7 protein-coding genes are annotated in these 13,146 nt (G+C 44.6%); 5 read left to right on the plus strand and 2 right to left on the minus strand.

Annotation, left to right across the window (positions count from 1 at the left end; genetic code table 11):
- The first annotated feature begins 92 nt into the window (after window positions 1-92).
- The 3 genes from rsmA to groL all read left to right on the plus strand — a co-directional run bounded on the left by rsmA (window position 93) and on the right by groL (window position 3,065).
- Window positions 93-872: a 16S rRNA (adenine(1518)-N(6)/adenine(1519)-N(6))-dimethyltransferase RsmA gene (gene rsmA, locus AABW11_RS08360; protein WP_340104526.1), complete on the plus strand. Its 780-nt coding sequence runs from the start codon at window positions 93-95 to the stop codon at window positions 870-872.
- 188 nt (window positions 873-1,060) lie between these two features.
- Complete coding sequence (gene groES, locus AABW11_RS08365) at window positions 1,061-1,348, plus strand: co-chaperone GroES (protein ID WP_340104529.1); 288 nt, start codon at window positions 1,061-1,063, stop codon at window positions 1,346-1,348.
- Between the two features lie 46 nt (window positions 1,349-1,394).
- Complete coding sequence (gene groL / locus AABW11_RS08370) at window positions 1,395-3,065, plus strand: chaperonin GroEL (protein ID WP_445263746.1); 1,671 nt, start codon at window positions 1,395-1,397, stop codon at window positions 3,063-3,065.
- 968 nt (window positions 3,066-4,033) lie between these two features.
- Here the strand turns inward: groL and AABW11_RS08375 are convergent.
- Both AABW11_RS08375 and AABW11_RS08380 read right to left on the minus strand, forming a co-directional pair.
- Window positions 4,034-4,765 (minus strand): phosphoadenylyl-sulfate reductase, encoded by a 732-nt coding sequence (locus AABW11_RS08375; protein WP_340104531.1) that lies wholly within the window; start codon window positions 4,763-4,765, stop codon window positions 4,034-4,036.
- Between the two features lie 795 nt (window positions 4,766-5,560).
- Complete coding sequence (locus tag AABW11_RS08380) at window positions 5,561-6,502, minus strand: DNA-3-methyladenine glycosylase family protein (RefSeq protein ID WP_340104533.1); 942 nt, start codon at window positions 6,500-6,502, stop codon at window positions 5,561-5,563.
- Between the two features lie 197 nt (window positions 6,503-6,699).
- Between AABW11_RS08380 and AABW11_RS08385 the strand changes: the two genes are divergently transcribed.
- Complete coding sequence (locus tag AABW11_RS08385) at window positions 6,700-7,332, plus strand: class I SAM-dependent methyltransferase (RefSeq protein WP_340104535.1); 633 nt, start codon at window positions 6,700-6,702, stop codon at window positions 7,330-7,332.
- Window positions 7,333-7,638: 306 nt separating this feature from the next.
- Window positions 7,639-12,462 (plus strand): PAS domain S-box protein, encoded by a 4,824-nt coding sequence (locus AABW11_RS08390; protein ID WP_340104537.1) that lies wholly within the window; start codon window positions 7,639-7,641, stop codon window positions 12,460-12,462.
- Window positions 12,463-13,146 lie beyond the last annotated feature (684 nt).

The following is a 13,146-nucleotide window of genomic DNA, read 5'->3' on the forward strand; positions in this document are numbered from 1 at the left end:
CTCCTATTTCTTTAACAACATGCCTGCCGGAAAATATTGGCAGGATAGTTCAGCCTATCAAATCGACATATCAATACAACTAAACATTATTTATGGCAGACCGTCCCCGAAAGAAAAAAAGCCTTGGACAGCACTTTTTGCGTGATTATCACATGATTCAGAAAATCGCCGGGTCGCTGCCTGCAGATGAAGGCGAGCGGGTGGTTGAAATTGGTCCGGGTGGCGGAGCGCTCACAGAAGTACTCCATAAAAACTATAAAAATTTCACTGCCATTGAAATTGACCCGGTCATGGTGAGTCATTTAAATGAGACTCTGCCAGATCTGCATGTTATTAAACAGGATATCCTTAAAACTGACTGGCAAGAGTTGTCTGATGAGAGCGAACCGATTCACGTAATAGGGAATCTTCCATATTTTATTACAAGTCAGATTCTATTCTCTCTTCTCGAAAGCAGGAAGCTTCTGAAATCTGCAACGCTGATGATGCAGAAAGAAGTTGCCGAACGTATTGTGGCTGAGCCGCGAACCAAGGCTTATGGAATCCTCAGTGTTCAAACCCAGCTCATGAGTACGCCGGAGATTCTTTTTGATGTCCCCCCGGAGGTGTTCTCACCACCCCCAAACGTCATGAGTTCCGTAATTCAGCTTCATTTTAACAAGCCGGATTTAACTTGTAGTGATGCGCATCTTAAGACAGTAGTTCGAACGGCATTCAACCAGCGACGGAAAAAACTAAGCAACTCACTGAAGCCTCTTGAAACCGACCTGCCGGACGACGAGTTCAATTTTGATCTGAGAGCCGAAGCGCTCGAGCCTGCCATGTATGAAAAGTTGACAGCCCGCCTTGAACAACTTGGCACCTTCGGGTAGTCTTTGACATACATTTAGTCTGAAATTGGATGGTATTAGTCTATAATTTAACTGTAGCTCGCCTCTTTGCCACGATACATAACTTTGGTACGGATGTTGTAACACAATCAATCTAAACAGGCGTCGGTTGAAAAGTGGCGCATATGATTTTATAAATAACCATTAACTAAATAATTAGGAGTCATACAATGGCTAGTATTAAACCTTTAAGCGATCGCGTATTAGTACGCCCGATAGAAGCTGAAGAAAAAACAGAATCCGGCATCATCATTCCCGATACAGCAAAAGAAAAACCCCAAAGAGGTACTGTAGTTGCTGCGGGTCCCGGAAAAATTGAGAATGGAAATAAGATTGATATTTCCGTTAAAGAAGGCGACGAGATTCTTTATGGTAAGTACTCCGGTACTGAAGTTACGCTCGAAGGAGAAGAATACCTGATTATGAGAGAATCTGATATTCTTGGAATTGTATCGTAACCACTTTTTTAAAAAATATAAACACTAACTCAAATACTTTATAATTATGTCGAAATTAATTCACTACGATGCAGAAGCACGCGACGCGCTGAAACGCGGTGTCGATAAGCTTGCAAATGCTGTTAAAGTTACATTGGGCCCTCGCGGACGCAATGTGGTTATTGAAAAATCATTTGGTGCACCAACAGTTACCAAAGATGGTGTAACCGTTGCGAAAGAGATTGAGCTCTCTGACAAAGTTGAAAATATGGGTGCTCAAATGGTGCGTGAAGTAGCATCCAAAACGAATGATAATGCAGGTGACGGTACAACTACAGCTACTGTTCTTGCACAGTCTATCATTCAAACCGGGCTGAAAAATGTAACGGCCGGTGCGAATCCAATGGACCTCAAAAAAGGTATCGATAAAGCTGTAGCGTCTGTTGTAAAAGAGCTGCAAAACATCAGTAACCCAGTAGGCGATAGCCTCGACAGCATCAAGCAGGTTGGTACAATTTCAGCCAATGGCGATGAAGAAATTGGCGGCCTTATATCAGAAGCGATGGGCAAAGTTGGCAAAGATGGTGTGATTACCGTTGAAGAAGCCAAAGGTACTGAAACCTATCTTGAAACTGTAGAAGGGATGCAGTTCGATCGCGGTTACCTGTCACCTTATTTTGTGACAAACAGCGAAACGATGACTACAGAAATGGAGAATCCTTATATCCTGATCTTCGACAAGAAGATTACTAATATGAAGGATCTGCTTCCTATTCTTGAGAAAGTTATCCAGACCGGCAATCCGCTTCTGATTATTGCAGAAGATATTGAAGGCGAAGCTCTTGCAACTCTCGTAGTTAACAAACTGCGCGGATCACTGAAAGTAGCTGCTGTAAAAGCACCTGGCTTTGGCGACCGTAGAAAAGCGATGCTCGAAGATATCGCAATTCTTACAGGCGGTACCGTGATAAGCGAAGAGCGCGGATACAAGCTTGAGAATGCAACGCTCGATTTTCTCGGACGTGCAGATCGTCTTAACATTACCAAAGACGACACAACGCTCGTTGGCGGACAAGGTGCCGATAATGATATCAAAGGACGCATCAATCAGATTAAATCTCAGATTGAAAACACCACGTCAGATTATGATCGTGAGAAGCTCCAGGAGCGTCTTGCTAAACTGAGTGGCGGTGTTGCCGTGCTTTATATTGGCGCAGCTTCTGAAGTTGAAATGAAAGAGAAGAAAGCCCGCGTGGAAGATGCATTGAATGCAACACGTGCAGCCGTAGAAGAGGGTATTGTACCCGGCGGTGGAGTAGCCTACCTGCGAACATTGAAAGTGTTCGACAGCCTGAAGGCAGAAACTCCGGACGAAGGTGTAGGGTTCGATATCGTAAAACGAGCTCTTGAAGCTCCGCTTCGTGCACTGTCTAACAATGCTGGTGTTGAAGGCTCGATCGTTGTGCAGAAAGTACTCGAAGGCAAAGACGGATATGGCTACAACGCCAGAACCGATGTCTACGAAGACCTGATTGCTGCAGGCGTGATTGACCCCACCAAAGTGACTCGTTCTGCGCTTGAAAACGCTGCATCAGTTGCCAGCCTCATGCTGACAACCGAAGCCGTAGTTGTCGACAAGCCATCAAAGAATGATGACGACGACAGCGGTGGCGGAATGCCCGGCGGCGGCATGCCAGGCGGAATGGGCGGCATGGGAGGAATGGGTGGAATGATGTAAACCCATCATCCACTCTCACCAACCGTGAGAACCATTCAGCCTTGAGCTGAAAAATTTAAAAACCCTGCTTCGGATTCAGTTCCGGGGCAGGGTTTTTTTGTTTAACCCACCCATCTTCCTTCCCTCCCTTCGAGAATGGAGGGAAGGGCGCGTCGGGGTGATGTTTGGAAAGGAGTGATGGTTTGTATGAATGAGAAAGACGTGTGAAGAGAGTGAATAGAGGGACCTCCTCTCAATAGGTCGAAATATATTGATCCGTTGTTTGGAATGGATCCAAGAACAGGGAGATCTATCGACTCCACACAGAAAATGCACCTGCGTGTCGCTCGAGATGACAACGGTGTCTGGGAGGATAAGTGCGGCGTTTCAGTATCCTAATTATGAAAAATCCTGTCTTACGCCGCATAGAAAGTAGTTTTTCATCGCGGCGCAGCCAGAAATCCTGGTCTACTCGTGAATCATATGCGCCGTACTTCTTTTGTTGGGCGCAACTGTCATGTCGACTAAGTGAAGCGCCATCTGGCGGAGAACGCATGGAGACATCTCCTTTCAATGGCTTTAGTTCTTTCGAGGTGTGATTTGAGAGTGTATCCTGGGTATTGTCTCAAATTTCAACGCTGACAGATCAACCGGTTGGCGGACATGGTCCGGGGTCCGGTGGGTGTACCGCTGGGGCAGCACCTTCGGCGGTCAGGTTGATGCATGAGACCTGTCAGCATTCCGGTGCTTTTCCGGTTTCTGACAGCGTCGGATTTGGGTCTATGAATGAAACATGGCATGTCTCGAGGCGCCATTGTATTCAGAGCTATCGAGAAGTTTTGAGGAAATTAGAAATTCAGGTGCATTAGCGAGACATGCCATGTTTGATGTGTGGCGGTTGCTTGGTCTGAAACATAGCATGTCTCTTGCTATCCAAGCGTTCCGCTACTTCAACAATCTTGTTGTTGATAGTTGATGCAGATTCAGTGTCAAGACATGCCATGTTTGGGCAAATGAATCCCGCACTCTGTTTTATCCAGCTCTTTCCAGCGGCCGGCTCGTTCCGGTTCGCCGAATTTTACTTTTGACGTGCAGGGGATGCAGCCAATACTCGGGTAGCCATCATCGTGAAGCGGATTGTAGGGCAAGTTGTGCTTTTTGATGTCACTCCACACCCTTTCCGCGCTTATGTGAATCAAAGGGTTGATTTTGACAACGCCATTTTTTTCATCCCACTCAAACATATCAGCACTAGCACGTACATCACCCTGTGACCGGCGAATGCCAGAAATCCAGGCTGTTTTATCGGATAGATAATTTTGAAGTGGGAGCACTTTTCGCAGGTGGCAGCACTTGTCGGGATCTCGCTTCCATAGTTCCGGCCCGTGTTCGGCCGCCTGTTCATCGAGGCCAAGCGACGGCGGCACGGCTTCAATCTGGATATCATATCGCTCTTCAAGCTCGTCTTTGAGGACGTGGGTTTCATCAAACAGAAGGTGGGTGTCGAGAAAAAAGACAGGGGTAGGAAGCCCAAGAGTTGACAGGCGATGGATCAAAAAAACACCCGACGGGCCAAACCCGGTGCCCAAAACCATTCCGGTGCCAAATTCTCTGAATGCCCAGCGCAGGATATAGTCGGGGTGAATAAGTGCAAAGCGGTCGTTAAGACGCTGTAGCTGTTGTGTGGTTAGTTTGTAGTTGGAATCCGGGGTTAAATCCATAAAATGTAAACGTGCATAATAAACAAACACCCGAATCTGCTTTGATTTCCGGGCCTCTATAATTTGTATAAGCGGAGGTTTTAAGTCAATAATGCATATAGATTTGGAGAGATTCCTCTTTATGCGTTTAGGTGATGAGACGGGACCTGCATTGATTCACGTCAACCCGGTAGAAAAGCGCTTACAGAGTTGCTTGAAGATTGTGTGTAAGACACAATTGGTAAAATTGGTGAAGCAGTCTCCATCAAAAAAATGGGCTAATTTTCTTATGAATTGAGAGTATAGGGTGATGAAACATGGCATGTCTCTTAGAGTCCAGGCATTCCGTTATTTCAAAAACTTTGTGGAGATGGAGAATTAGGTTGCAGTATCAACACATACCATGTTTAAAGGATTAGACCTCACAGCGTGCCCGTCTGTTTCGGGCTCCTGTACGCGTCGACGAATGACTCAAACTGCTTACTAATTTTTAGATTGGCACTTGCCGTAAAGATCAACGCTGACAGATCAGCCAGTTGGCGGACACGGTCCGGTGGGTGCACCGCTGTAGCGGCACCTTCGGGCGAAACATGGCATGTCTCTTGTCAGATTTAAGTTCAGTTAACTAGAGATCTTAGAAGAGATCGTAAATTCAGGTTCAATATCAAGACATGCCATGTTTAATATGTGGCGGTGACTTGGGGTGAAACATGGTATGTCTCGTACCACACAGGCATTTAGTTACCTGAAAGAGCTTAGTGGAGATGGAGAGTTAGGTTGCATTATCAAGACATACCATGTTTTTGTGGTGCCCTGCTATTTTTCTTTTTTACGTCCAATCATGTAGTTCACAAACAGGAATTCAATTGCGGTGGCTTCGTAACCTTTCCAGTTGGAGATCATCTCCTGAAACTCCTCTTCAGATGTGTTCGCAGGATCGCCGCCATAGCTCATGATGATCCACTTTCTTAAGCCTTTTTCTTCGCCTTTCTTTTGGTTACTGGGAAAAACGGCATCGGTTCGCTCACGGAATAGCATCAAATCCTGGGCAGAGGTTGGGCCGATGCCGCGAACTTTAGATATTTTGTCGTAAAACTCTTGTGGGTCGGCTTCTTTGTCCAGCCAATTGATATCTACTTCGCCGGAAAGGATATCCTGCGCCAGCCCGACGAGGTATTCGCCTTTTCGAAGCGTCGGCCCCATTTTGCGAATTTGGGCAGGATCAGCCTTGGCAAGCTGATATGGGCGGGGCCAGGCAGGCAGCTTTTTTCCGTTATGGGTGAGATGCGTGCCGTATGCCTCGCGCATTTTAAACGCCATCTTTTTGGCTGTGGGTTTATGCGAGAGCTGCATCTGTACGATGCGATAAATAATATCTTCCAGCAGTGTGCCTCGCGCCATTCGTTTCAAACCATAATATTCTTTGAGATGCGGACCGAGCACGGGATCATTTTCAGCCTGGTCGTAGAGCGGCCTCAAATCTAAATTAGTGCCAAGTATTCGGGCAAGAGTGTCATTAGCTTGAGATATCTCTTCCTTCGAAAGATCCTCAGGCGTTTCAATATGAAATTCGGGGTTTTCCGGATCGCCATTGAAAAACGTAGTGGCTATGATATCTCTCTCCTCAAGCGGAGTGGGACGCGTAAATCCCTCCTCAAATATCTTTTCCGGCTCATGTTCGTGGTCGAAATAGGGATCGATATCGAGGCAGATGAACCAGTCGTGCGGGGGAATAGATTTGAGGATCCAGGATGACATAGATAATAAATAAGTGGTTAAAATTATTGAGAACAGTGAGTAAAAAAACGACAAGCTTCAGGATTCAGAGATTACTGCGATAAATTAAACAGTTACAGGCAGTCGAATCGTTGGAATCACCACTAAAAAATTCTCAGACAAGATATAACCAAAAATGGTTCCGGCGCCGGCATCATCAAACTTGTACATTCAGCATCATGAATGAAAATGATAAAACAAAAATCCGTCAAACGGTCGATTTTTATAACGGGCTTTCACGCAAATATGATACGGTCTATACAGCTTACCTGCATCATACGCATCAGCAACTGTTAAGTCATCTGGATGATCTGTCCGGAGAGAGGATTCTGGATATCAGCTGCGGCACCGGGCTTCTTGCCGAACATCTGTTGAACCGATATACTGACCTGGATCTTGCTCTGAATGATCCGGCAGATAAGATGCGGATGGTTGCAGAGGGCCGCATGCAGGGAAATCTGTCGATAGAGTTTTCCGATAAACCGGCAGAAGAGCTTACTGTTAAAGGAGAATATTTCGACCGGTTGATCTGCCTGAATTCCTTTCACTATTACGCTGATCAGCAGAAAGCAGTAGAGAACATGAGGAATGCACTAAAGCCGGGCGGCATCATACACATTTTAGACTGGAACCTGGAAGGATGGTTTCACCTGCCAAATGCCATCATTTCGGGGCTCAGCCATGAGAATATCAATACACGATCGGTAAGTGAAATAGAAGGGATGCTTGTTGACAGAGAGTTAGTGATTACAAAGAGGCAGAAGTGGAGCTTCTGGTTCTGGAAGTTTTATATGATCGAAGCAAAATTGTAAATCGAACCTGGAGTTTAGATCATCAATTTTTATAAAACGAATATTCAACTTCACACAGAACTGCTCAATATCATATGCATTGTAAACTTATGTAAACTAAGTGAATGCCGATAATAAGATTAGTTTTACAAAAGCTCAGATGTCTACTTAAAAAAAGTATGAAAGTGGAGATTGCCAGAATTGGGAGAACAAGCTATTTCAATATTATTCACTTTATTTCCATTCCAGGTTCTAAAAGGTTAAAAAATCAGTTCTCAATATCTAAATAGAGCGCTTCACTTAATGGTTTAGCTAGTTCTAAAATTTATGGCTACCAAAAATAGGTACCTGTCAATATTTGAAGCCATCCCGCTGCCGGCGGTTGTCCTTCGTACAAACTCTCCTGAATTTACGGTAGAGAACGCCAATGAAGCATATTCTAAAATCTCAGGTAAATCAATAGAAGAACTTATTGGGGCAAATCTTTTTGAACTCTTTCCAGATAATCCCACCGATTCTACTTCAAATAATGCAACGGAAGAAACCGCCTTATTAGACGATGTTATTGAAACCGGCCGTGAAAATTCAAAAAACATCCAGCGCTATGATCTTGAAATTGATGATTCTGAAGTTTTCGAAGATCGGTATTACAAGCAGTCTCATACGCCTATCTTTAACGACGATGGGAAAATCGAATACATTCTGCAGGTCGTTGAAGAAGTGACCGATAAAATACACCGGGAACGCGAGCATAATCTGTTATTTAACGAGAGTGAGGCAAGTTTTGTGCTGGTGGGCCTTGATATGAACATTGTAAATTTCAACAGAGAGTTTGAGCTGTTGTATGAATCGCTGACAGGTAAAACACCGAAGAAAGATCAATCAGTTCTTGATTTTGCGCAACCGGGAAGGCAAGAAAAAGTATCGCAATTATTCGAAAGAGCCCTAAGTGGAGAGGTTACAAACGATGAACTTACGTTTCCTGGTGAAAATGGGTTAACCAGGCACTTTAAAGTCAAATATAAGCCAGCTGTAGATTCCAAAGGGAATATTTACGGAGCGGTAGTTTCACAGAAAGAGACCACAACTGAAAGAGAGGCGATACAAAAGCTGAGGGAAAGTGAGGCACGATTTCGCGCGTTGGTTGAAAAAGGACACGATGTGTTGTTTGTGTTTTCACTGGATGGCACGCCCACATATATATCGCCAACTATTGAAAATGTATTAGGATATACATCGGAAGAAGCAAAAAACATGGACCTGTTTTCAACTATACATCCTGATGATTTCCCACATGTTCAGTCTGAACTCGACAAATGCCTCAAGCGTCCGGGAGTTCCAATAGAAGTAACGCCTGCCCGGATGAAGCATAAGGATGGAAGCTGGCGCTGGTTCGGCGGTACCATTACCAATATGCTGCATGATCCTGCGATTAACGGAATTGTAGATAATTTCAGGGAAATAACCTGGCGGGTGGAGATGGAGCAGAAGCTTGAGCTGGCCCGCAAAAAGTATAAATCTCTGGTTCAAAGCAATGATGGCCTTTTTTGGGAAGCAAAAGCAGACACGTTTGAATTCACGTATGTGAGTCCGCAAGTGAAAGAGATGCTTGGCTATACACCTAAAGAGTGGCTTGATGAGCCGGAGTTCTGGGAAAACAAAATTCATCCGGAAGACAGAGAGAATGCAGTAAATTATTGCCAGAGAGAAACGACAAAAGGAAAAAATCACGAGTTTGAATATCGGTTTAAGAAAGCAGACGGCAGCTACATGTGGCTGAAAGATGTGGTGACTGTCATCAAAAAAGATGAAAAACCAGTGCTTTTACGCGGGTTAATGCTCGATATTACAGACCGGAAAGTTAGTGAAAAAAACAGGCTTGCCGAACAAGAGAAGTACCAGTCAATTTTCGAAAATTCGCTTGCTGCGTTCATGGTTACACGGCCGGACGGATCGATACTTGAAGCCAACAGGGCGGCCTGCAAGTTGTTTGGTTATAGCGTTGATGAAATTCGTGAGCTCGGACGACATGGATTAATCGATCCCGAGAGTCCTGAATTAAACGACAGGCTACGCGAACGTATGGAAACGGGCAGCACGACTGGGGAATTGATTGGGATTCATAAAAGCGGTAAAAAAATTCCGTGTGAATTTTCATCGGTCCTATTCAAAGATATCAACGGTGATCCCCTCAGTACCGTAATGATGGTAGATATTACGGACCGGAAATATTACCACAAGAGCTTATTACTGTCCAATATGCAGCTGAAAGAACGTATAAGAGAGCAGAAATGCATCTACGCGATCTCACAGCTTGATGAACAGAAATTGTCGGTAGAGTCTCTCTTAAAGGAAGCCGTTGACATTATTCCATCGGGATTTCAGCATCCAGAGATCGCGCAGGTCTCCATCACATGGAAAGAGCAGCTCTATCAAACCGAACAATACAGCTTATCAGCCCGGCAGTTAAAAGTGAAAAGCCGCCGATTTAAAGAGTGGCCATTTGTGATTGTGGTCAGCTATGGAGATGACAAACCTGAGGCAGGCCACTCTTCTTTTCTTGATGAGGAGCGTAAGCTGCTGGCCTCAATCAAAGATCAGCTGGCGATTAAAATTGAGAAGATTCTTCAAAAAAAGGAACTGGAACAGCGAAACGCCTATATCGACGCCACCATTAATAATCTGCCTATCGGTGTGGGGACACATGACTTAAAGAGTGGAATCATAACGTTCAGTAACTCAAAACTGGAAGAGATTTATGGCTGGCCAAAAGATTCCTTTCAAACGATTGAGGACTTTTTTGAGAATGTGTACCCGGATGAAGAGTATCGCAAACATATAAAACAGAGGGTTCTGAATGATATTGCGTCTGGGGATCCCGAGCGAATGCAATGGAACGGGATTGAGATTACGACCAGGGACGGCCGGAAAAAAATTGTCAATGCAAAAAATATTCCGCTGTTTGAACAAGACCTGATGATCTCCACGGTAGTGGATGTTACAGCTGAAAAAGAGAGTGAAAAGGAACGAATTCGCCTGCTTGAAAGCATTTCAGATGCTTATTTTGCACTCAATTCAAGCTGGCAGTTTACCTATGTGAATAAAGAAGCGGAACGTGTGCTCAATAGACGAAGCAGCGAAATGGTCGGTCAGAATATGTGGGAGGTTTTTGCTGATTTGAAAGAGACGGAGATCCACAAGATATATCAAAACGTATTTGAGAGCCAGATTCCAACGTCAACTGAATTTTTCTATAAGCCGCTCAATACATGGTTCGATATTTCAATTTACCCCAATAATGGCGGACTTTCAGTCTTTTTCAGAGATATCAACGAAAAGATAGAACGGGAAACAAGGCTGCGGGACCTTTCGCTGGTGGCATCAAAAACAACCGATTCCGTAATCATTACCGATGCGGAGGAGCGCATCACCTGGGTGAACGATGCGTTTACGAAGCTTTCCGGGTATTCGCTGGATGAGTGCAAAGGCCAGGTTCCCGGTGACTTTCTGCAGGGCCCAAAAACAAACTCAGGTGCCAAACGTCGTCTTAAAAAAGGTATTGAGAAAAAGGTTTCGGTGGATGAGGTCATACTCAACTACAGTAAAGATGGAAAATCATATTGGCTTGAAATTAATATCGACCCTATTTTTAATGAGAATGGTGAGTGCACGCACTTCATTGCTATTCAGCGGAATGTTACAGAAAAAGTTGAACGTGAAGAGAAACTCAGGAAAACTGTTGAGCGATATGATACCGTATCGAAAGCCACGAGTGATACCATCTGGGATTTTGATCTTTCCGAAGATAAAATGCATTATAATAACAACATCTACACAATGTTTGGCTACAAATTTGAAGAAGTTAGCCATTTGGCATCGTGGTGGCGAAGTAAAATTCACCCCAATGACCAGCTTTATATAAGCCAGGAATTACGGAATGCCATATCATTTGGAAAAGATCGTTTCCAGATGGAATATCGCTTTCGCTGTGCTGATGGTTCCTATAAACACATCTACGACCGTGCTTTCCTGATTAAAGGTGAGAACGGCGATCCGGTGCGTATGATTGGAGCCATGCAGGATATCACAAAGATGGTGGAAGAGCAGGAACAGATGAAATTGCTGCAGTCGGTCATTACAAATACAAATGAATCGGTTGTGATAACTGAAGCAGAGACAATGGATCAGTCTGGAGGAAAGATTGTGTATGTAAATGATGCATTTACAAGCATGACAGGCTATTCGGAAGAGGAAGTGCTTGGGCAAACAACTGACTTTTTGTTGGGGCCGAAATCTGACCCGGAGCTGTGTAACCAGCTTCGTTCTTCTTTGGGGAGCCAAAAAGCATCAGAGATTGAGTTCATAAACTACAAGAAATGCGGTGAGGAATTCTGGGTTCATACCTCCGGGGTGCCAGTAGAAAACAGAGATGGTGTTTGTTCGTGCTGGGTATTTATTAGCCGGGATATTACCGATCAAAAAGAGCAGGAGGAGAAAATACTTTCCTCGTTAAAAGAGAAAGAGACACTGCTTGCTGAAATTCATCACCGGGTAAAAAATAATCTGGCCGTGGTTTCTAGCCTGATGGAATTACAGGTGATGTACAGCAATGACAATGAGCTTCAAGGGCAATTAATGAGCAGTGTGATGCGCATCAAGTCGATGGCAACCATTCACGAACAGCTTTACCAGTCGAATAGCTTTTCGAAACTGCAGTTTTCTGATGGCCTGAAACGGCTTGTAAATAGCGTTGTGGGTACCCTCCAATCGGACGTAGAGATCATGCTTACGTATGATTTGGACGATGTGGAATTGAGTATTAACCAGGGAATCCCGTGTTCACTTTTAGTGAATGAGATCATCACAAATATTTTAAAGCATAGCTACAAAGGCAGGGCATCAGGCAACATTAATATTTGTCTGCGGGATTCGGGCGAGGCGATCCACCTCGAAATTGAGGATGATGGAAATGGACTTCCGGATGGTTTTGAGGAGATGGATACAACATCGATGGGCATTCAGCTTATTGATCTGCTGACCCAGCAGCTGAAAGGCGAAAAGAGATATCGTTCTGATAGGACCGGAACCACTTTCTCACTTCGTTTCACAAAGTATGGTGGAAAAGGTGCGGGCAGTACATTTGTGAATTAGGGGTGCGCTGATTCGTACCCCGATGAGGTGTTACGTAGAGCGGCGTCGCTGACCCGCTCCTGATGCACACCGAACGATCTTGATTTTGGTTGTGCAGCTACCTTTTTAAACGTTCAGACATAAATAGGGTGCGTTGCTGCCTCTGAAGGATATTCCCTCGGGTCAGGCGACCCGAGCTACGTAGATCGAAGCTCCCGCTTCGGGTGCTGCGATACTGCCCATGCATCCATTGCAAGACACATCGTTGATATAGAAAAATGACCGACATTTGATTCCACTCGCTAACTTATTTCAAAACCTGTCGAACGGGGACGTTCGACCCACGTAGAGCGGCGTCGCTGACCCGCTCCTGAAGCACACCGAACGAACTTGATTTTTGGTTGTGCAGCTACCTTTTTAAACGTTCAGACATAAATAGGGTACGTTGCTGCCACTGACGGATATCCCCTCGGGTCAGGCGACCCGAGCTACGTAAATCGAAGCTCCCGCTTCGATTGCATTGAAACGACTCACTGATCCATTGCGAGTTAAATCATTGATACAGAATGATGACCACCATTTGATTTTAGCTTGTGTACAGTTATTAGTACAGGCTGTAAATAAGAGAGTAACAATTGAAAATGTAAGCGCAATAATGTGTGTGAGTTTCATAAACTAGAGGTTTTAAAATGAAGATTGATTACT

It is taken from the genome of Rhodohalobacter sp. 8-1 (genome assembly GCF_038150125.1).
In the GTDB taxonomy this organism is placed as follows: domain Bacteria; phylum Bacteroidota; class Rhodothermia; order Balneolales; family Balneolaceae; genus SW132.